This window comes from Flavobacterium cerinum (assembly GCF_024496085.1).
Classification (GTDB): domain Bacteria; phylum Bacteroidota; class Bacteroidia; order Flavobacteriales; family Flavobacteriaceae; genus Flavobacterium; species Flavobacterium cerinum_A.
The window spans coordinates 180811-202654 of record NZ_CP101751.1; the positions used below are offsets into that span (position 1 = coordinate 180811).

Annotated in this window: 17 protein-coding genes; 10 read left to right on the plus strand and 7 right to left on the minus strand. The window is 34.3% G+C overall.

Annotated features, from left to right (window positions below):
• Positions 1-9 precede the first annotated feature (9 nt).
• From NOX80_RS00720 to rpe, 5 genes are all read left to right on the plus strand, one after another.
• Positions 10-1209 (plus strand): DUF4249 domain-containing protein, encoded by a 1200-nt coding sequence (locus tag NOX80_RS00720; protein WP_256551436.1) that lies wholly within the window; start codon positions 10-12, stop codon positions 1207-1209.
• A gap of 12 nt (positions 1210-1221) precedes the next feature.
• Positions 1222-2421: a DUF4249 domain-containing protein gene (locus NOX80_RS00725; RefSeq protein WP_256551437.1), complete on the plus strand. Its 1200-nt coding sequence runs from the start codon at positions 1222-1224 to the stop codon at positions 2419-2421.
• A gap of 12 nt (positions 2422-2433) precedes the next feature.
• Complete coding sequence (locus tag NOX80_RS00730; RefSeq protein WP_256551438.1) at positions 2434-3618, plus strand: DUF4249 domain-containing protein; 1185 nt, start codon at positions 2434-2436, stop codon at positions 3616-3618.
• Positions 3619-3922: 304 nt separating this feature from the next.
• A complete protein-coding gene (locus NOX80_RS00735; protein WP_020212501.1) occupies positions 3923-4786 on the plus strand; it encodes a sigma-70 family RNA polymerase sigma factor in 864 nt (287 codons plus the stop codon).
• A gap of 231 nt (positions 4787-5017) precedes the next feature.
• Complete coding sequence (rpe, locus tag NOX80_RS00740; RefSeq protein WP_256551439.1) at positions 5018-5680, plus strand: ribulose-phosphate 3-epimerase; 663 nt, start codon at positions 5018-5020, stop codon at positions 5678-5680.
• A 51-nt stretch (positions 5681-5731) separates the two neighbouring features.
• On the opposite strand, the gene NOX80_RS00745 is transcribed toward rpe, so the two are convergent.
• The 6 genes from NOX80_RS00745 to NOX80_RS00770 form a co-directional block, all read right to left on the minus strand.
• Entirely contained in the window at positions 5732-6751 is a 1020-nt protein-coding gene (locus NOX80_RS00745) for a T9SS type A sorting domain-containing protein (RefSeq protein WP_256551440.1), read from the minus strand.
• Positions 6752-6822: 71 nt separating this feature from the next.
• Entirely contained in the window at positions 6823-7242 is a 420-nt protein-coding gene (locus NOX80_RS00750; protein ID WP_256551441.1) for a CBS domain-containing protein, read from the minus strand.
• Between the two features lie 90 nt (positions 7243-7332).
• Positions 7333-8634: a TolC family protein gene (locus NOX80_RS00755; protein ID WP_256551442.1), complete on the minus strand. Its 1302-nt coding sequence runs from the start codon at positions 8632-8634 to the stop codon at positions 7333-7335.
• Positions 8635-8636: 2 nt separating this feature from the next.
• Positions 8637-11714: an efflux RND transporter permease subunit gene (locus tag NOX80_RS00760; RefSeq protein WP_256551443.1), complete on the minus strand. Its 3078-nt coding sequence runs from the start codon at positions 11712-11714 to the stop codon at positions 8637-8639.
• A gap of 32 nt (positions 11715-11746) precedes the next feature.
• Complete coding sequence (locus NOX80_RS00765) at positions 11747-12805, minus strand: efflux RND transporter periplasmic adaptor subunit (RefSeq protein ID WP_256551444.1); 1059 nt, start codon at positions 12803-12805, stop codon at positions 11747-11749.
• A gap of 175 nt (positions 12806-12980) precedes the next feature.
• On the minus strand, positions 12981-13823 hold the full coding sequence (locus NOX80_RS00770; RefSeq protein WP_256551445.1) for a zinc-dependent peptidase: 843 nt from the start codon (positions 13821-13823) through the stop codon (positions 12981-12983).
• Between the two features lie 187 nt (positions 13824-14010).
• On the opposite strand from NOX80_RS00770, the gene NOX80_RS00775 reads away from it, so the two are divergent.
• On the plus strand, positions 14011-14799 hold the full coding sequence (locus NOX80_RS00775; protein WP_256551446.1) for a hypothetical protein: 789 nt from the start codon (positions 14011-14013) through the stop codon (positions 14797-14799).
• Positions 14800-14912: 113 nt separating this feature from the next.
• Here the strand turns inward: NOX80_RS00775 and NOX80_RS00780 are convergent, their stop codons facing one another.
• On the minus strand, positions 14913-15503 hold the full coding sequence (locus NOX80_RS00780; RefSeq protein ID WP_256551447.1) for a hypothetical protein: 591 nt from the start codon (positions 15501-15503) through the stop codon (positions 14913-14915).
• Between the two features lie 649 nt (positions 15504-16152).
• Here NOX80_RS00780 and NOX80_RS00785 point away from each other — a divergent pair.
• From NOX80_RS00785 to NOX80_RS00800, 4 genes are read left to right on the plus strand one after another with little or no spacing between them, the layout of a single operon-like run.
• The gene (locus tag NOX80_RS00785; RefSeq protein WP_256551448.1) at positions 16153-17250 is read left to right on the plus strand and encodes a hypothetical protein; all 1098 of its coding nucleotides are present in this window, start codon (positions 16153-16155) and stop codon (positions 17248-17250) included.
• 5 nt (positions 17251-17255) lie between these two features.
• Positions 17256-18794: a hypothetical protein gene (locus NOX80_RS00790; protein WP_256551449.1), complete on the plus strand. Its 1539-nt coding sequence runs from the start codon at positions 17256-17258 to the stop codon at positions 18792-18794.
• Position 18795: 1 nt separating this feature from the next.
• Positions 18796-20526, plus strand: coding sequence for a hypothetical protein (locus NOX80_RS00795; protein WP_256551450.1), 1731 nt, complete (start codon positions 18796-18798; stop codon positions 20524-20526).
• Entirely contained in the window at positions 20514-21575 is a 1062-nt protein-coding gene (locus NOX80_RS00800; protein WP_256551451.1) for a DNA adenine methylase, read from the plus strand. Before NOX80_RS00795 ends, NOX80_RS00800 begins: the two co-directional genes overlap by 13 nt.
• The last annotated feature ends 269 nt before the right edge of the window (positions 21576-21844 follow it).

The window sequence follows — 21844 nt, forward strand, 5'->3', positions numbered from 1 at the left end:
AAAAGGTCTATGAAAACAAAATTTTTAACTCAACTCCTAGGATTAGTACTAATCTGTTTCGGCCTGACCAACTGTACCGATCCGTATAAGTTAAAAACCGACACTTTTGAAGATGCGCTGGTTGTCGAAGCAACGATAACCAACCAAATGCAAAAACAAACGGTAAAACTTTCCCGTACCTTCCGCTTTGAAGACTTAATACCGACTTTTGAAGAAAATGCTGATGTAACGGTAACCGACAGTGACGGTAATGTATATCCTTTCGAACAAGGTAACAACGTTTATACATCTGTAAATGAATTTCAGGCCGTACCGGGTAAACTGTATCACCTGACCATCATTACCAGCGACGGTAAAAAATACACCTCTACTAAAGAAGTCTTACCCACAGACACTCCGTTACAAGAACTTACTGCCAGTGTACAAACGATTGATAATATCAGAGGAGTCGAAATCAAAGCGAAAAGTTACGATCCGACCAATACTTCGCATTACTACCGTTTTGAATACGAAGAAACCTATAAAATTATCGCACCGAAATGGCGGACTTTTAAACCGAAAGTTATCCGTGATGCAATGGATAATCCGGTAATCGTATATATACCCCATACTGAAGAGACCAGAACGTGTTATAGCACGGATAAGTCTACGGATATCCTATTGCTCAACACAAATGAAACCCCGGAAGACCGTGTCGACTTTCCGGTGCGCTTTATCAGTACGCAAAATTATATTATGAGTCATCGGTATACCATATTAGTACATCAATATGTACAAAACCTCCATGCCTATAATTACTATAAAGCATTAAAAAAACTATCCGGTTCCGGCAGTGTATTATCCCCGAATCAACCGGGCTATCTTGTCGGAAATATTAAATCGGTTGATAACCCGTCTGAAAAAGTGATCGGTTTCTTCGATGTTTCAAGTGCTTCATCAAAACGACTTTTCTTTAATTATGCCGATCTGTTTCCGGGTGAAGCTTTACCACCTTATAAAATAACCTGCGGTGAAAAGGCTTACAAGTTCTGTTTCAATGTGCTTGATTCGGTTTGTAAAGGCGATCAAGTACTCGACTATATAAAGTACAGAACCAAGACTATAATCGGAACTAATGATGATCCGACACCGATCTACACTATGACGCAGATCGCTTGTGCTGAATGTACCTCTTTTTCTTCTAATATAGTTCCTCCTTTTTGGGAATAAAATAAAAAGTATATGAAAACAAAATTTTTAACCCAACTCCTAGGATTAGTACTAATCTGTTTCGGCCTGACCAACTGTACCGATCCGTATAAATTGAAAACCGATACTTTTGAAGATGCGTTGGTTGTCGAAGCAACGATAACCAACCAAATGCAAAAACAAACAGTAAAACTTTCCCGTACCTTTCGCTTTGAAGACTTAATACCGGCTTTTGAAGAAAATGCAGACGTAACGGTAACCGACAGTGACGGTAATGTATATCCTTTCGAACAAAGTAACAACGTTTATACATCTGTAAATGAATTTCAGGCCGTACCGGGGAAACTGTATCACCTGACAATCATTACAAGCGACGGTAAAAAATATACCTCTTCTAAAGAAGTCTTACCCACAGACACTCCCTTACAAGAGCTTACCGCCAGTGTACAAACGATTGATAATATCAGAGGGGTAGAAATCAAAGCGAAAAGTTACGATCCGAGTAGTACCTCCCATTACTACCGTTTTGAATACGAAGAAACCTATAAAATTATCGCACCGAAATGGCGGACTTTTAAACCGAAAGTTACCCGTGATGCGATGGATAATCCGGTAATCGTATATATACCGCATACTGAAGAAACAAGAACGTGTTATAGTACCGATAAATCTACGGATATCCTATTACTCAACACAAATGAAACCCCGGAAGACCGTGTGGACTTTCCGGTGCGGTTTATCAGTACGCAAAATTATATTATGAGTCATCGGTATACCATATTAGTACATCAATATGTACAAAACCTCCATGCCTATAATTACTATAAAGCATTAAAAAAACTATCCGGTTCCGGCAGTGTATTATCTCCAAATCAACCGGGCTATCTTGTCGGAAACATTAAATCGGTTAATAACCCGTCTGAAAAAGTGATCGGTTTCTTCGATGTTTCAAGTGTTTCATCAAAACGACTTTTCTTTAATTATGCCGATCTGTTTCCGGGTGAAGCATTACCTCCTTATAAAGTAACCTGCGATGAACAGGCTTACAAGTTCTGTTTCAATTTGCTTGATCGGTTTTGTAAAGGCGATCAAGTACTTGACCATATAAAGTACAGAACCAAGACTATAATCGGAACTAATGATGATCCGATACCAATCTACATTATGACGCCGATGGCTTGTGCTGAGTGTACTTCTTTTTCGTCTAATATAGTCCCTCCTTTTTGGGAGTAAAATAAAAGGTCTGTGAAAATAAAATTAGTCCTCAAGCTAACAGCAATAGTACTGATCGGTTTCGGTCTGACCAACTGTACCGATCCGTATAAGTTAAAAACCGATACTTTTGAAGAGGCAATCGTTATAGAAGCAACTATTACCAATGTACTTCAAAAACAAACGGTAAAAGTTTCCCGTACCTTTCGCTTTGAAGATTTGATTCCGACTTTTGAAGAAAATGCAGATGTAACGGTAACCGACAGTGACGGTAATGAATACCCTTTTGTACAGACCAATAATAGTTACACATCGGTAAATGAATTTCAGGCGCTACCGGGGAAAAAATACCAACTAACGGTGATCACCAGCGACGGAAAAAGATATGTCTCTACTAAAGAAGTTTTACCAACCTCCACTCCGTTACAAGAAGTAACCGCCAGTGTACAAACGGTTGATAATATCAGAGGGGTAGAAATCAGAGCGAAAAGTTATGATCCGACCAACACCTCTCATTATTACCGATTCGAATACGAGGAAACCTATAAAGTTGTAGCACCGAAAGCGATTCCGTTTAAAGCGCATCTTTCCGGTCCGAGTTATTATGAACAGGAATTGACGATGGTTCCTCGAACCGAAGAAGCAAAAACGTGTTACAGCACCGATAAATCTACGGATGTTCTATTACTCAACACAAATGAAACCCCGGAAGACCGTGTTGATTTTCCGGTACGTTTTATCAGTACGCAAAATTACATTATCACTCACAGATACAGCATATTGGTACGGCAATACGTTCAAAATATGCATGCTTACAATTATTACAAAACATTAAAAAAACTATCCGGTTCGGAAAGTATATTATCCCCTAACCAACCCGGATATCTTGTCGGAAATATTAAATCGGCAGACAATCCGAAAGAAAAGGTGATCGGTTTTTTTGATGTTTCAAGTGTTTCATCAAAAAGAATTTTCTTTAATTATGACGATTTGTTTCCGGGTGAAGAGAAACCGCCTTATAAAGTAAACTGCCATCTACTGAAACAGATTTTCTGTTTTGGTTTGAATTGCGACGGAGCTGCTATAGTTGACTTTCTAAACAACGATATCATGGTTATTTATGAGTTTATGGCTGCTCCCACATACTTTCTGACACCTGCAGCATGTGGTGATTGCACTACTTTTTCATCGAATGTAGTACCTCCTTTCTGGGAATAACAAAAAAAAGATATCGAAACCCAATAATTGCAATACTTTATCATACTCTAAAACGGCCTGTATTTTTAACAGGCCGTTTTTTTATACTTCAATTTCTTATTTTAGCTATAATTTTCTAGCGCTTTTTATTTTCCCTTACAACCGCTAAAATTTATAAAAAACTAAAAATCAATACATTAAAAAACATCTATTTAAAAAAACAAACTTCCTGAAAAATAAATTAAAAAAAAAATCACAACTCCTGTAACTTTTTGCAACAACGTTACGTATAATTACTGAATACTTAAAAAGAGGAGATTCTTAAATGAGACAACTTAAAATTACCAAGCAGGTTACTAACCGTGAAACTGCTTCCTTAGACAAGTACCTACAAGAAATTGGAAAAGTTGACTTGATTACCGCTGATGAAGAGGTAGAATTAGCACAAAGAATTAAAGCCGGAGACCAAAGAGCCTTAGAGAAACTAACAAAGGCTAACTTACGTTTCGTGGTTTCGGTAGCTAAACAATACCAGAATCAAGGTTTAACTTTACCCGATTTGATTAATGAAGGGAACTTGGGGTTAATTAAAGCGGCACAACGTTTTGATGAAACACGTGGTTTCAAATTCATTTCCTATGCCGTTTGGTGGATTCGTCAGTCTATCTTACAAGCTTTAGCGGAACAATCTCGTATTGTAAGGTTGCCTTTGAACAAAATTGGTTCAATCAATAAAATTAATAAAATGTACGCTTTGTTGGAACAATCCAACGAACGTGCTCCTTCGGCTGAAGAAATCGCCAAAGAATTGGATATGACCGTTAACGACGTTAAGGAAAGTATGAAAAACTCCGGACGTCACCTGTCAATGGATGCACCGTTGGTAGAAGGGGAAGATTCCAACCTTTACGATGTATTGCGCTCCGGTGAATCTCCAAATCCGGATCGTGAATTAATTCACGAATCATTGCGTACAGAAATTGAACGCGCTTTGGAAACTTTAACACCACGTGAAGCAGATGTTGTCCGTTTGTACTTCGGTTTAGGCGACCAACATCCGATGACATTGGAAGAAATCGGTGAAACTTTTGACTTAACGCGCGAACGTGTTCGTCAGATTAAAGAAAAAGCAATCCGAAGATTAAAACACACTTCCAGAAGTAAAATCCTGAAAACATATTTAGGATAAAAATTAGGAAAAGATCAAATGTTTATTATATCTTTATAAAATTGAACATTTGTACTAAAAATATTAAACGCAACAACAGTTTCAATAACTGTTCGTTTTTTGATTGATGATTGAAACTCCGGCTGATTACCGGAGTTTTGTTTTTTCCCCCCTACCCTTTAACAATTCTTATCTTTTTCCGACCACCATAATCATAAGATTATAATTATCTTTGCAAACAAACACAACACAATGAAAAATAGTATAATTGCTCCTTCTGTCCTTGCAGCTGATTTTGCCAATCTGCAACGCGACATTGAAATGATTAACAACAGTGAAGCCGACTGGTTTCATATTGATATTATGGATGGTGTATTCGTACCCAACATTTCTTTTGGAATGCCGGTTTTGGAAGCGATCACCAAACATGCTAAAAAAACAATTGATGTACACCTGATGATTGTTGATCCGGATCGATACATCAAAACATTTAAAAGTCTGGGTGCCGATATTCTTACCGTTCATTATGAAGCCTGCACTCATTTACATCGTTCCCTTCAAGCAATAAAAGCGGAAGGCATGAAAGCCGGTGTTGCTTTAAATCCGCATACTAATGTAGCCTTATTAGAAGATGTTATCAACGATATCGACATGGTTTGCCTGATGAGCGTTAATCCCGGATTCGGCGGACAATCATTTATTGAAAATACTTATAAAAAAATAAAGCAGTTAAAGGAAATGATCAACCGCAACAATGCTGCAACGCTTATCGAAATTGACGGTGGTGTAACCAATCAGAATGCGCTTCAGTTAATCGAAGCCGGAGCCGATGTATTAGTTGCCGGAAGCTATGTTTTTAAAGCCAGCGACCCTATTGCAACTATAGCCGACTTAAAGAAGATCACCACAATATAATAAAACAAAAAAGCAGCCTTTCGGCTGCTTTTTTTATCATCTTAAAAGAGGTTATTCTTTAACCAATTTCGTTTTTACGATTTCGTTATTATCCACATCAAATGTTTGAACCATATAAACACCTTTGTTCAATGTTTCAATATTTACCGGATAATTATCTCCATCAGCTAAAACCAATTTCTGATCCAATACTTTAGATCCTTTTAGGTCATAAATTGCAACACGTCCCGGTATAGCCTGAGTCGCATTATAATTTACTTTCAGATTCAACACATTCGTAGCCGGGTTTGGATACAACAACATTTTGTTATTTGTAACAAAACTCTCAGTACCCAAGAAAGCTTGGTAATTTAAAATAAACGGCATGTCCATTGGCTGAGTAGAACCAGCGTCTACAATACCTGCCCAAGCTGTACCACTATACTGTTTTGCATTCCAACCTGCTAAACTAACCGATCCCGGTACTGTAACAGCAGGGAAAAAGATGGATCCGTCGTTTGTTGCGTGTACCTGAAAATCGACCCAATACGTTCCCGGAGCCAATGTTGCGGTCAGGTTTCCGCTAATACGCCATATTTTACGAGTTGTACCCGGTGTATTGTTTCCGATACGATACATGTTAGCCTCTCCACTCGCCGAAGCATTGTAGATATTAGCTGTCATATTTCCCGCCACTACCGTAGATGTTACAACAGACGGATCACCGTTCCAGATTTGAACACGCATTTGATCAATTGGTGGTGTAGTACCGGTAGAACCTGTCTGATAACAGAACAAATCAACTGTTGTCAGGTTCATTGTGGAAGTAACTGTAAAGTTATCCGCAATACGTAAATTTGTTGTTGCAGCCGTATTAAAAATAGCCCCGAATCCTAGATTGGTATTCGTTGCGCCACCTACAGATTGCAATTCACTCCATGTATATCCTGCCGGTGACGGAGTAGATCCATTAGAAGTGTTCGTACCAGTCGAAAGACCTCCGTTGGTATAGAATGACTGCGCAGATGCAGTAATCCCCATTAAAGCCATTGTTAACAAGGCCAATAAATTCTTTTGTGTAGTTTTTTTCATAATATCCAAATAAATGTTTTGCAAAATAAAATTAACAATTATTTTGGATATTATTTTGTTTTTTAAAAAAATTAATATTGGTTAATCAGATATTTAATTAAATCTGTCGTTGTTACAATACCAACCAGCAAATCACCCTCTACTACCGGCAAGGCATGAAACTCTTTCGTCGCCAGAATTTCTGCGGCTTCTTTAATTGTTGTATCGGGAGAAACGGTCACCAGTTTTTTTGCCATTACCTGTTCGATAGTAAACATGTTGTAGACGGTAGTATCAACGATTTCGTCGTCGTCGTCAACTGCATCGGCAAATGAAATCCGTAGTAGATCGGTATAACTCAGCATTCCGATAATGGCATTACCATTGACAACCGGTATGTGTCTGATGTTATTCTTTTTAAAAAGCATTTCTGCTTTGGTTAAATCATCTGTAAGATTGAGTTTAACCACATTCTTAGTCATAATAGACGATACAGGAACACGATGTTTCATAACTATATGTTTTTGATTATGAACTAAATTAGTCCAATAAAATTACAAAAACATTGACAAAAATCATATTCTGTCCTATTTATAGGCGTACTAAAATGTCACCGTTCCGGCTAATTCTTTTAAAGCAACTTCCGAAATTTTAGCCTGGAATCGGGCAGCATTGTGTCGGGTTCTGGCCGTTATGTAGTTTAATTGTGCATTTCGGAATTCGATTGTGGTTATCGTTCCGATACGAAACTTTTCTAATGTTATATCCAGGTTTTGGCGGGCAATATCTTCGTTTTTAGCTTCCAGCTCTTTCAACTCCAAATTAGTTTGATAGGATTGATAAACAGTTGCTAATTGCGTATTCAGACTCTGCTTTTGTTTGTCCAGTAGAAACTGTGTATTTTCAACCTGAAGATTTGCCACTTTCTCATTTCGGTGCTGTAGAAATCCGTTAAAAATATTCAATGTTGCTGTTAATCCGTAATTAAATCCTTTGGATGAAGATTGTGTTACGAAACCAAGACTGGATTCTGTTTCGGAAAAATTATAACCCGAATTCAACCGAACAACCGGATATCTATTGGCTTTTACCTGCTTTAAATCCAATTCCGCTACTCTTTTGTTTATAATAGCCAATTGCACATCCGGATTCTGTTTTTCAGCCAGTGTCATCAAATCTTTAAGTATTAATTTATGATCAACTGACACTGTTTCTTCAACCCGGCAAGGCGTAGTTACATCACGAACCAATAATTCGTTTAAAGCCGTAACCGCATTGGCATACAATTCTTTTTGTTTGATTAAGTTAGTCGTATCTGTATTTAGGTCGACTTGAGCATTTAACACTTCCAATTTGGACGCTTTCCCTATTTTAAACCGGTTATCAGCCGTTTGTAAGCGTTGTTTTGAAATCACCACTGCCGTATCAAGTGTCGTCAACATTTGTTGCTGCTGTACCAGATTATAATAAGCAGAAAGCACATCAGCTACTTTTGTCACTATAGCAGACTTTAATTGCGTTTGCCCTTGCTTTTCCAGTTCTTTCAGTTGATCATAACGTGCAAACATCCCTAATCCGTCAAATATCGTCCATCCCAGTGCTACACCATAGTTTAGACTGTTATTTTTTGCATTATTCAATTCCCTTTGCGATCCGTCTGCCTGCGTTTGCGTTGAGTTTTGCGTATTATTATTTTTTGTCAGCGTTGCTCCCAATGTTGGCAACATCCCGGCATTGGCAACGCCGGCATTCTTTTCACTGATTTTTGCCTGATTGGCAGCAATCAGAATATCATAATTATTTTTTAATGCAATTTCAACCGCCTCTTTAGCCGTAAGCACTTCCTGTGCGTTTGCCAGATTTGAAGTTACTATTGCCAGTATGATTAACAGATAATGTTTCATAATTAGTCCTTAATATTATCAAATTCCGGGCGATGTTTACGTTCTCTTGACCACATCAGATAAATTGCCGGAATCACAAATAATGTCAATATAAGCGAGAATATTGTTCCGCCCACAATAACGATCCCCATCCCCATTCTACTTTGCGATGCTGCACCTAACGACAGCGCAATCGGTAACGCTCCAAGAGCAATTGCCAAACTGGTCATTAAAATCGGACGTAAACGGGATTCAGCCGCTTCAACAATGGCTTCGTATTTATCTTTGCCCTGTTCCCGCAATTGATTGGCAAACTCCACAATTAAAATACCGTTCTTCGTCACCAGACCAATCAACATAATAGTTCCGATCTGACTAAAGATATTCCACGTCTGACCGAATAGCCATAACGACAATAACGCTCCGGCTACCGCCATCGGCACTGTTAAAATGATAATAAACGGATCGATAAAACTTTCAAATTGTGCCGCCAGAATCAGGAATATCAGTAATAAAGCCAATCCGAAAGCAAAAGAGGTATTAGAACTACTTTCGACAAAGTCTCTCGATTCCCCACCCAAATCCGTTGTAAAACTATCATCCAGTACTTTTGCTTTAACTCGTTCCATCGCTTCGATTCCGTCACCAAGACTTTTCCCGGGCGCCAATCCTGCTGATACCGTAGCCGACATATAGCGGTTGTTATGATACAATTGCGGCGGACTACTCTGTTCTTCAATCGTCACGACATTATCCAACTGGATCAGCTGACCGTCTTTATTGCGAACAAACATCGAAGTAAGGTCCATCGGTGCACTTCGGTCTTTCTTATCAAACTGTCCCATTACCTGGTATTGCTTTCCGTTCATCATAAAATATCCGAAACGCTGACCACTTAACGAAAGCTGTAATGTTTGTGCGACATCAATCACCGAAACTCCAAGACTCTGTGCTTTTACACGGTCAATACTAACGTAAATTTCAGGTTTATTAAATTTCAGGTTAACATCCGTCATTGAGAAAGTCGGATCTTTCGCTACTTCATCCATAAATTCCGGAATCTTTTCTTCCAGTTTTTTAAAGTTCGGTGCCTGAATAATATATTGAATCGGTAATCCTCCTCTTCGATTTACAGCAATCGTAGGCGACTCGGAAACCGCTACTTTCGCTTCAGAATATTGTTTTGTCCATTTCGACAAATCATCTGTAATTTGTTTTTGCGTTCTTTTTCTTTCTTCCGGCTGAACCAATGATAAACGGGCGACACCACTATTTACAGATGCCGAACCAAATCCCGGTGATGTAATTATCAAACTTACTTTTTTCTCCGGAACCGAATCATTGATCAATTCGGTAAGCTCGCTCATAAAACGATCCATATAATCGTAGGTTGCGCCTTCCGGAGCCGTAACTCTTAAACTGATAAAACTTCGATCGTCATATGGTGCCGTTTCTTTTTGCAAGGTTTTAAAGAAAAACACGATCAGCCCGATACAACCGATCAATATCGGGAAACTCAACCATTTTCGTTTTAAGAAGCTCACCAATGACTCAGCGTATCCCTTATTTAATTTTTCAAAATACGGTTCGGTCAGGTTATAGAATTTTGATTTTTTCTGTTCGCCACCTTTCATCAGGTACGCATTTAACATCGGCGTCAGCGTTAACGACACAAATGCCGATATCAGTACCGCAGCTCCGATTACCACTCCGAATTCCCGGAATAACCGACCGACGAATCCTTCAAGGAAGATTACCGGTAAAAACACCGCAGCCAACGTAATTGAAATCGAAATTACGGCAAAGAAAATTTCGTTCGATCCTTTAACCGCCGCTTCAATAGGCGACATCCCTTCTTCTACTTTTTTAAATATGTTTTCGGTTACTACAATACCATCATCCACAACTAATCCCGTTGCCAGTACAATAGCCAGTAAGGTCAATACGTTAACCGAAAAACCGAAAATATACATGATAAAGAAAGTCGCAATCAAAGACACCGGAATATCAATTAACGGTCGGAATGCAATCGCCCAGTCTCTAAAGAACAGATAAATGATCAATACTACAAGTATCACTGATATCAAAAGGGTTTCGGCTACTTCTAATACCGCTTTTTTAACGAAAACCGTATTATCGATTGCAATATTCAGTTTAAAATCTTTAGGTAAGTCTTTTTTAAGTTGATCGTATTGTTCGTAGAATTTTTCAGCGATATCCAGATAATTAGTTCCCGGTTGCGGAATAATAGCCAAACCGACCATCGGTTGTCCGGAATCACTCAGTTTCGTTTCCAGATTTTCGGCTTCAAGAGACGCTTTCCCGACATCACTTAGTCGGACGATATTATCTCCGTTAGCCCGAACAATAATATTATTGAACTCCTCTTCCGTTGAAAGGTTTCCTATTGTTTTCACCGTTAATTCGGTGTTATCTCCGGTTAATTTACCCGACGGTAATTCTACGTTTTGTTTATTCAGCGCATCTCTTACATCTGAAACCGTACAACCATAGGAGGCTAATTTTACCGGATCGATCCATAAACGCATTGCATATTTACGTTGTCCCCATATTTGTACGCTACTCACGCCCGGAATGGTTTGCAAACGCTGTGCGATCACGTTATCAGCATAATCGCTCAGTTCCAATACATTTTTATTATCACTCTGAACCGTCATCGTAATAATCGGTTCCGAATCCGCATCCGCTTTCGATACTACGGGCGGTGCATCAATATCCTGCGGCAAGCTTCTTACCGCCTGAGACACTTTATCCCTTACGTCATTAGCGGCTTCTTCCAGGTTTTTATCCAGATTAAACTCAATCGTGATATTACTACTTCCCTGATTACTTGACGATGTAATATTTCGGATTCCATCGATAGCATTAATCGCTTTTTCAAGCGGCTCTGTAATCTGTGATTCAATAATATCCGCATTTGCACCGGCATAACTGGTACGAACGGAAATCTGTGCCGGATCAATTGAAGGGAATTCCCGGATCCCAAGATAGGTATACCCGATAATCCCGAACAGGATCAGCATCAGGTTGATTACGATCGTTAAAACCGGTCTTTTTATACTTATGGTAGATAGACTCATTTTGGCTGTACTTTAATGGTGAGGCTGCCGTATTATTTTTGTATTGCCACTTTTACCGGCATATCGTTTTTAAGGGTCATCACCCCGCTGGTCAATACGGTATCACCCGCTTTTAATCCGGATGTTATCAGAATATTTTTAGCGGTACGCGGTCCGGTTTCTACAACAATTTCTTTTGCTTTTCCTTTTTCAGCAACAAATATTTTTTTACCGTTTTGTATCGGAATCAATGCTTCAGTAGGTACTAATAAGGCATCGTTAACATTTTCCAGCGGTAATGCAACATTAGCATAGGTTCCCGGTAATAGCTTCCCTTCCGGATTCTGCGCCAGAGCACGCATCTGTAAGGTTCGTGTTGTCACATCTACACCCGGTTCGATGGCATAAATCTTTGCTTTATAATTGTCTTTAGATCCGGCAATGGTGAATGAAATTTCGGCATTCTTTTTCATTTGTCCGGCATATTTTTCCGGTATCGAGAAGGTGATTTTTACCTGATTCAGATTGACCAGATTAGCGACCACAGTTGTTGGTGTTACATAAGCTCCTTTTGAAATGGCGCGCAATCCGATTTTTCCGGAGAACGGTGCTTTTACACTCGTTTTCGCTAATTGGGCCTGGATTAACTGTGTTTGTGCCTGAGTAGAACGCAATGTGGCATTAGCTGTATCATATTCTTCCTGACTAATTGCTTCTTTCTGTAACAACAATCGGGCTCTTCTTTCATTTTCAGCGGCAAGTGCCTGTTGGGTTTTAGCCTGAGCCAATTGTGCCCGCAACTCGCTATCATTAATTTTAAACAACACTTGTCCCTGAGTTACCTGTGTGCCTTCGTTAAAATTGATGCTTTCTACTATTCCGGAAACTTCACTTCTGATTTCAACTTGTTCGTTGGCTTCGATAGAACCCGACAACGATAAATTATCTGAAAAGACCTGTGGTTGTAATACGATACCGGATACTTTGGCTGCATTTTTTCCGTCTCCTTTTTTACCACCGTCATTTTTCTCTTTATTGGCTGAAATTCGATAAAATATCATGCCGCCCAATACGATAATCAGAACGAGATATACTATATGTTTACCTTTCATAGTATTATAATGTAGTTTTTTGTATTGCTTTATTTGTATAAACAACAAAGCTAATTTTTAAATGTCGTACTCGTTTCATCATTAAATTTAATTTAACATTATTTTTAGAATTTTAAATTCTTTTCAATGCCGACTCAACATTTACACGTATTTTTGTTGTTTTTTCACCTTGCTCTTAATATTGCTTAAAATTAATCATCTTTTTAAGATGATCATAAAGTAGTGGGAAATGGGACCGGAAGACTTCCGGTGTTTCAAAAAAATGTTCGAGCAGTACCGCCAGAAATTCGTATCGGTTTTCAAAAGCATATTCTCTGAAATAACCGCTGCTTCGGATTTTTTCACTCGTAACCGGATCTTCCAGTTCTTTCATGATCTTCCGAAACATTTTTTCGAAAAGGATTGCACTCACATGTTCACTTTTTTCACTTTGAAAATGTAAGGCATGCGTAAATTCATGTAGCCCCAGATTCCGATTGTCGTGTTCGTTACGATACCCGGCTACAAAATCTTCCCAGGAAAACGCGATTGTTTTTAACGCCGGATTAAACTCACCGATATGATACGCCTGACCGGAAACAGAAAAAAACTTGGTAGGAAATACAACAATTTTATTAAAAACGGTAAACAGATAATTCCGCATTCCGAAGGTAAGCATAACTGAAGTCGCCGCGATCAGTACTTTCACTTCATCGGTAATGGGTTGCCCCTGTTGGCCTATATATTGGTATTTAGCAATAAAACGACTTACCCGATGTTCGAAATAACCTTTTTGCCTAAGCGGTAATCTTCGATAAAATGAAAATTGGGTTTCTAATATATACAATTGCGCATCGGTTAATTGTTTAGGAAACGGGTAAAAATGCACATAAAACGGCTTTTTAAAAAAATAGGTATAGATCGGTTCCAAAAAGCGAAATAAACTAAAAATCAGGACTATCAAAACAAACCCAATAGCGATACCAATACCCGCTGATTCATCATTTGCAGCAGAATTCAACTGTAAAAAGCAAGCCATTTTCATCTGTTTGTTACCTGAAATTTAAAAAGTAAAGATTATGCTACAAAATAAGTCTTTTTATGACACGAATCAAAATTACCGATGCCGTATAATCCACTTAAAATGAATATCTAAATCGGCAGACCCTATTCCTTTTTATTCCCTCTTTTCGATATATTTGCAGTCAACCCTAATTCATTTACTCATGAAAATATACCAGGAATATTTTGATACGCTTAAAAAATATTTACTGCTTTTAGAAATTGATAAAAAAAAGGGGATTGTCGGGTGCAATGATCAAGATATTGAAAAACTAAAGAATGAAAAAGGCGCAATTCCTCCGGCTTATGAAGCGTATCTGAGAAGCATCGGAAAAAAATTCTTATTCGAATTTATGGATGCTGAAGATATGTCTTTTGAAAGCCTGGACTATATCAATTCTTTTGCGAATGAAGTATTTCAAGAAAATGCCTTACAAATAGAAAAGGATTTTTTTGTTATTTCTGAAAGGCGAAATGACTATATTTCTTTACTCTATTCGGATGAAGAAAATCCTGAAGTATGGATTATGAGTGAATATTGGGATGAAAAAGACGGCGAAAATCTTTCCGTTCGAACTAATAGTTTTACAGCATTGATGCTTATTTTTTTCCAACAAACGCTGCGTAATCATACGGCGAGTTTTCATTTTATTCCCAGTACGATTAAAAATAAAGAAGCTTACTTCCGGGAAAAATATCAAAACTGGCTAAACGGTTTGAAGGCAATAAAAAGTATCATCGATCAGTATCCAAATGATAATAATTTGATCAATGAATTAAATAAATCCTTTTTAGATTATTATCTGGCAAATGAGGAGATCATAACCGGATCTTTAAACAAATCTGAATCCGTTGAAAAAAAGGAGGCTGACATAATTACTGATCCGTCATATTCACCCGAAACAGCGAAGAAGAAAGGTCTATTTGAAAAACTAAAAGATTTTTTCGGATAACAACAAAGTTATATGTAGTTTATGCTCCGAAGTTATAAACTTCGGAGAGCCGATTTGTTTGTATATTTTATGCTCCGAAGTTACAAACTTCGGAGAGACGGCTATTTACCTTCTTATTTTCGTTTGGCATCTATTTCTTTCTTTTTTTTGTAGTACTCTTCTGCTGATCTTTTCGAATATCCTTCAAATATCTCTTCATTAAAATCTTCCAGGTTAATTGTTTTATAGTGCATTTTCGTTTTTACAGTCGGCATTTTTATATTTTCATATTGAATCCAGTTCCCGATAAAATCACCTGTAAGCAAATTCACACTCGATTCGCCGGCTCCTTCGTTTGCTGCATTCCCTTGCTCATAATTACTCATTCCGATTAACTGTATTTTTTTTGTTTTAGCATTGTATCGAAACTGATTTTTGTTGCCGGCACGATTATAGCTGAAATAAAAAGCAAAACCATTTCGGGTTGCCGTTATTCCGGCCGAAAACCCCATTGTTTCTATCTGCTTACTGTAAATCGGCTTAAAATTATTTGTTGATAATTTACAAACGATTACAATTTTCTTTTCATCAAAGTAAACGGTATCATTTATCCCGTCATTGTCAATATCTTTTACTAGTTTTTCCTGTCCGAAAACAAGTATTTGGGTTAGCAGAACCAATACGGTCACTACTGTTTTCTTTATCTGTTTGTAATTCCGACTCATTATTTAAGTTTGTTTTTGTTAATCCCCATTTCTCTCTAAAATCCGGTCTTCTAATTACAGGCAATACTATGAAAAAGTAGGCAATCTCACGACAAAAGGATAAGAAATATTTTACAGGAAATATATAAAAACAAAAAAGACAAACTATATAGTTTGTCTTTTTTGTGAACCCGTTGGTACAAAATTCGAACCAATTGTTGGAAGATTTAAAGCTTCTCTCTGAAATAGCGATAGCCTAATTATTAATTAGGTAATTATTCTAAAGTGTGCCTTAAAATGAAATTTATTTTAAGGCACTAACATATTGGTGTTTTTTTATTGTAATTCTTCAAGTAATGTTTAACGATTTTAGACCAGCATGAATAATGTACTAAAATTTTAGAGAATATTAAATTACAAAGCAATTTAATATTAAAAAATAAATACTTGACAAACAAATGTTTAAATCAGTAGCTAACAAGAATAGATTATTTTTAGATTCTATTTTATTATCGATATAATTCTGATATCGGTTTATTAAAAGCTGTTTTTTACTGCACGAGTCATAAATACCTATATTTCAAAAGATTATCATTTCTATTAATATTTTACTGCTTTTAATTTTTATATCTTAAATTCGCTACTTTTATACTATCAAAATTACATTTAATTGGAATCGATAATTTATATAAAAAGTTTACATAGACCTTACAATCAGAATCTAAATTCTGTAAAATGGGTTTGTAAATTCATAGAGCAAAAGAATAGTAATAATGAAATTTCTAAATCAGATTTTTACGTTGAATTTTACATATATCTCATTAAGAAATTGTACAATTTATATAAAAAGAATCCCACAGAAACTTTGACACATGGTATTCCATCGTTTGATTCTGTAAAGAAATCATACAATAGCATAATTAGAGTTGATAAGGAAAGAAAAAAGAAAATTATCAATGAATCTCTTTTAAAAAGAAGGAATGATAGTGAACGGGCTATTTTTAGCACTTATAAAGCTACTTCATATTTTATAAATTTATCAAAAGACAAATTAGATTTTGTTGATAACAATAATCAGCTAAAGTTTACAGGGAAAGTCTTAGTAGGTTTACGGAGTAATTCTTTCAAACTTAGCAAAAAAGAAAAAGAAGCTCTCTTTAGCTCAATTATTAAAAGAGATTTTCATTTCTTTATTTCACTATGCCTTTTGCAAAAAATCCAGAAAAAAATAAAAAATCTGAGCATTGAAGAAATTCATTTTGATTTTCTTGTTGATAAATTTGATATTAAGCATTTTAGATATACAGAAGCTAGTAATGAGAAAAACTTTAGTAAAGTAAGAGAGCATTGGATAAAAGATTTAGATTTTCTTGATAAAAATTTTAATATAAAAAAGTCATTTTTAGATATTATTATTCAAAATGGATTTGGAGATTCTTATTTGAAAGTCAAAAACCAAGTAAATGATTATTACAAAGACAAAATTATTTCGAAAAGTAAATTTCAGCTGAAAGTGGATCTTTTTCTAGAAGTTTATGAAACTACACCTAAAAATGAACTTGGTTTTTTATCATTACAAGAGATAGCTAATAAAATGAGTATGGGAAAAAAGTCTTTCCAAAGTTTTATTTCGCAATTTTATGAATTTGAAAAAAATAAATATAATATATTCTTTAATAATGTTGTTCAGGCAATTTCTGGTAAAAATCAATATTTTATAAGAAATAGACCAGTTGTAAATATTAAAATTAAGGAACTTAATAAATAAAGATTATGCAAGGACATTCATTATGGGATAAAATTCCCCAAAGTAAGTCAGATAGTTTTAAAGCGGATATAAAAGAAGGAAAAGTTCCTGAACTTCCATATTTTATCGTAGATCAAAATGAGGCGAAAACTAAAATTAAAACAAAGATTGACGATATAAAAAAAGGAAGATTTCAAACGTCAATAATCACCGCAAATTATGGTAATGGCAAAACTAATATTTTAAAATATTTATCCCTTTATTATCGCAGTAATGATGATATTCAGGTTTTGTATTACAGAGCCGATGCCGACAATTACGACATTATCCTTAATTTGTTAAGAATAATAGAAGACAACTACACCAACTATATTGTCGAGAGTGTCCAAGCTTTAGTTGGTGAACAGTTTGAACATGCATCTCTTGCAAATAATTACAAAGATAATTTTGGGGCAATTGAACAATATACAAATAAACTGTTTTCTTCTTCAAATTCTCTTTCTGAGATTAAAAATCTATTCTATTTAGGGACTGGAAGATTAAATAGTAAGAGATATTTTGATAAACATGATTTACGTCAATTAAAAGATTATGAGCGTAGAGAAATACTGGTTCTATTTTTAAATATATTATCACAAACTGGTAGATTTATTATTTTTTGCATTGACGAAGTAGAGAAAATCAGAGAAAAATCAAAAATAAGATTTTCACATTTTTTAACATCTCTTAGAGAGTTAATAGATCTTTCAAATAAGGTTAAAGGTCATTATTTAATCCTTGCAATGACTGATAGTACTGATAGCAATATAATTCAAATAACAAATGAGGCTTTATATACTCGTATATATCAACACATTATACCAATAAATCCAATTTCAGAGAAAAAAGATAAAATTGAATTAATCGAGTACTTAAAAGAAATCTTTGATTCTAATGAAAGTACGGATGATGTATTAAAGAAATTATCAAAAGAGACAGATGCAATTAGTAATAGATTATTAATCCAAAGAATTTCTGATATTCTTTTTGGTAAAACAGAGAAAAAAACCTTGGAAACCGAATTAAGAGAGAATTCACTATTAGAAATATTCTCTAATACAAAAAAAGATTTGGATATAAATGTTGAAGCCTTTAAAAATTTACATCGTAAGTTTTTTGATCCTTTAGAGTATTATTTAGAAAGTTTTAATATTAAAATTGAAGAGTTTACAAGCCAATTAAGATATTATTATAATTATGAAACTGATACTCTTTGTTATTTTATATTTAATAATGATTTAACTGTAATTGATAGTGAAATACAAAAAATAATGAGCTGTACAGAATATCTAAATCTTGACAAGAAAATTGACTTTAAAAATATATCCTTATTTGTTCCCGCATCAATGGAATTAAATTATTCATATCTAGAAAAATATTCTTTCTTTGATAGCTTTAAACTTAGTATTATTGATGTTGAAAATTTTGAGGATCTTTTTACCTTATTAGAGTTATATAGACAACATTTTGAACACCAGATAAAACTTAAGCCAATAATCGAAAATTATACTAATTCTAGTCTATAGTATGTTTGATAATAATAATAAAGTGTTTGCTTATAAAATAGCATTAAAACTTGATAAGTATTTAGTAGCACTATTTAATTTGTGCTATGATGTATATATTAAATTAGAAGATATAACTATTAATGAAAATGATATAGAATATGCAATTTTATTATTCACTGATGAATTTTATGACCATTTAGAAGTAAACAAAGATGAGTATTTGGAAAAAGATGAAAACGATCAATATAGATTTACAAAAGATCAGTTTTTTAATACACTAGCTGTTCATTTGAATGCATATTATTTAAGAAGTCAAATCTTTGTATCAAAACTTAATACTCCAGATTTTCTTTACTATTTGAAGGATAATTTTCATATTTATTCAACATTGGCAAAAAAAAAGGAAGTCGAAAATAGTTTAAATGATAAATTTAAAACTATCAATGTCATTAGTAACATTATTGAAAATCTTAATAATAATAGATTAAAGGAATCGATAAATAGTATTTCAACAATCTATGACTTTAATAAGGCAGGCCAATATATAAAAGTAACCACACCTGAAAATTTTAAACCTCAAACAATTTTCATAAAGGACGATTTACTAAATTTCGATTTATTAGAATCTGATGTTTTTGATTTTGATGATATATGGGTCAACTACGAACATGATCTGAATAATGAACTCAGCTTTGATCTAGATAATGATGAATATTACATAATAAGAGATAACAATTCTAATGATAAAACTACTCTTGGAATTAAAGTGAATGACCACATATTGTTAAAGTCTAATATCGATATTAAGAAATATGTAAAAAAAGAAAATGTAAATAAGTATTTGTGGCAATTATTAAAAGATAATTATCTTAAAAAACGACAACAAAAACTGCTATGTAATTCTGAACTAATAAAGAATTTTAAAGAAAAAAGTAAGGAAGGAGATTTTAATAAACTATTGTGCAATCTCAAAAATAATCTATACTTGGATAGAAGTGTAGATATAAAAGAAGATTATCAATGTTTTTTCGAAAAATTTATTGTAGTTAAAAAGTTAAGTGATTTGTCAAATTTTAATTTCTTTCTACCAGATGAAGATGTTGAAAAGGAACTATTAGGTATATCTTCGGAGCAAAAAATAGGCGATAAATATCATTTATTGCACTACCTAAAGCATAAAGATGATAGGTTTACTGAAGGTTTCGTAAATTCTGAACCTAAGAAAAAAGAAAAATCAAAGATCTATATACTAAAAGCAGAATTGTCCTTTTATTTAGTTGAAAAATACTATGAAGATCTTATTGAAGAACTACTACAAGGATTAGGTGTTGATTTTATTAGTAATGTAGAATTACGCGTAAATGGTGAGTCAAAAGCTGAATTTGATTTTGTAATATTTAAAGATGATAAGTTTTACTTTTTGGAGGCAAAGACTACTCTTACTAAAGATAATGTTTATGATACTTCTAAAAAGTATCATAATAATATTGAATATTTAAAACGAATAATTGATTCAGATTTGGAGAGTGTTAAGTTTATTTTACTTGGTTTTTTAAGTAACCCTAATCTGGATAATTACAAGCATTTTTTTACGGATTCAAGTTATAATACTAGAAGAGATGGATTTGCTGTTACTCCGTATAAATTCAAGATACCTTTTTTTGGGCATCCAAATTTAGAGTTGGAGTGTATTGCCGAACCAGAACTTTCGAAATTAAAAGAATTTATTAAAGATATATGCCAGATATAGTACTACCTCAAACTAGATATTATGGATCAAAAAGAAAAATAGTAGATAAAATATGGAACATTTTAACCAATGAAGCAAATTTACAGTTTGATTCTATTTTAGATGTTTTTGGAGGTTCTGCTTCATTTTCATATTATTCTAAATTACATAATAAACAAGTTTTTTATAATGACATCTTCCAATTTAATTTCATAATTGGAAAAAAATTAATAGAACAAAATACAAATGAATTAACGTATGAAAATGCAATCAGTTTGTTTGAACGAATTCAAGGAGTAGAATACCTAAATTATATTTCAGAATTTTATAATGACATCTATTTTACGAATGAAGAGAATGACCAAATAGATGTTTATATTCAAAACGTTTTAGCATTAGATAATGAGAATATACAATGTAGCGCTCTATACATACTTTTTCAGAGTTGCTTAATGAAAAGGCCTTATAATTTATTTCATAGAAAGAACTTAAATATGAGATTGAATTATACAACGGGTAAGTTTGGAAATAAACAAACTTGGGAAAGAAGTTTTGAAGAACTTTTTATGCGATTTATAAATGAATTAGATAAAGTTTGTATTGATAACGGACGAATAAATACTGCTCATAATTTTAGTGCTCTAAATTGTCCATTGAACGCAGATCTAGTGTATATAGATCCTCCATATTTCAAAAAAGAAAGTACCACTTCTTATCATAGTAAGTATCATTTTCTTGAAGGGTTGGTAAATTATTACAATATTCCCGACAATATAAACTTTAATAAAAACAATCGTGAAATTACTATAAATGCATCTAGGGAATTTGAAGATAAAACTAACTTTTTAAATGATCTAAGAACTCTTATTAACAATCATCTTAATTCTCATATTGTCATATCATATAGAAATAATGGTATTCCTTCAATACAAGCAATTTACGAATTACTTCGAAGCTTTGAAGTTTTCGAAGTTTTGGAGTATAATCTAGGCCAATACAATTATGCACTAAATAGAAATAATAATGTAAATGAGGAAGTGCTTTTTGTTTGTAAAAATATTAATCGATAAAAATAAAGCAACTAGACATATTAAGAAAGTTACAGTTATTCAATTTGATAATAATTGTAGATTAAGTATAAACTAATTCGTCTTAACAAGAAGTTTTTTTAATTTTCAAAAAAAACTATAACATGCTACACCACTTGTTTAACATGATGTCTTTATTGGAAATGAGATATTCTATCTATTAAACATAATATCCAATAATGACTTGATAAAATCCTCCGTGTGTAGCAAGAAATGAAATTTATGAAGTCATATAAAAAAACTGCTAACTT

What these genes read in the sequence shown, in the direction of transcription:
- NOX80_RS00720 (WP_256551436.1), top strand. Translation starts at nt 10, where the DNA reads ATGAAAACAAAATTTTTAACTCAACTCCTAGGATTAGTACTAATCTGT.
- NOX80_RS00725 (WP_256551437.1), top strand. Translation starts at nt 1,222, where the DNA reads ATGAAAACAAAATTTTTAACCCAACTCCTAGGATTAGTACTAATCTGT.
- NOX80_RS00735 (WP_020212501.1), top strand. Translation starts at nt 3,923, where the DNA reads ATGAGACAACTTAAAATTACCAAGCAGGTTACTAACCGTGAAACTGCT.
- rpe (WP_256551439.1), top strand. Translation starts at nt 5,018, where the DNA reads ATGAAAAATAGTATAATTGCTCCTTCTGTCCTTGCAGCTGATTTTGCC.
- NOX80_RS00745 (WP_256551440.1), bottom strand. Translation starts at nt 6,751, where the DNA reads ATGAAAAAAACTACACAAAAGAATTTATTGGCCTTGTTAACAATGGCT.
- NOX80_RS00750 (WP_256551441.1), bottom strand. Translation starts at nt 7,242, where the DNA reads ATGAAACATCGTGTTCCTGTATCGTCTATTATGACTAAGAATGTGGTT.
- NOX80_RS00755 (WP_256551442.1), bottom strand. Translation starts at nt 8,634, where the DNA reads ATGAAACATTATCTGTTAATCATACTGGCAATAGTAACTTCAAATCTG.
- NOX80_RS00760 (WP_256551443.1), bottom strand. Translation starts at nt 11,714, where the DNA reads ATGAGTCTATCTACCATAAGTATAAAAAGACCGGTTTTAACGATCGTA.
- NOX80_RS00765 (WP_256551444.1), bottom strand. Translation starts at nt 12,805, where the DNA reads ATGAAAGGTAAACATATAGTATATCTCGTTCTGATTATCGTATTGGGC.
- NOX80_RS00770 (WP_256551445.1), bottom strand. Translation starts at nt 13,823, where the DNA reads ATGGCTTGCTTTTTACAGTTGAATTCTGCTGCAAATGATGAATCAGCG.
- NOX80_RS00775 (WP_256551446.1), top strand. Translation starts at nt 14,011, where the DNA reads ATGAAAATATACCAGGAATATTTTGATACGCTTAAAAAATATTTACTG.
- NOX80_RS00780 (WP_256551447.1), bottom strand. Translation starts at nt 15,503, where the DNA reads ATGAGTCGGAATTACAAACAGATAAAGAAAACAGTAGTGACCGTATTG.
- NOX80_RS00790 (WP_256551449.1), top strand. Translation starts at nt 17,256, where the DNA reads ATGCAAGGACATTCATTATGGGATAAAATTCCCCAAAGTAAGTCAGAT.
- NOX80_RS00795 (WP_256551450.1), top strand. Translation starts at nt 18,796, where the DNA reads ATGTTTGATAATAATAATAAAGTGTTTGCTTATAAAATAGCATTAAAA.
- NOX80_RS00800 (WP_256551451.1), top strand. Translation starts at nt 20,514, where the DNA reads ATGCCAGATATAGTACTACCTCAAACTAGATATTATGGATCAAAAAGA.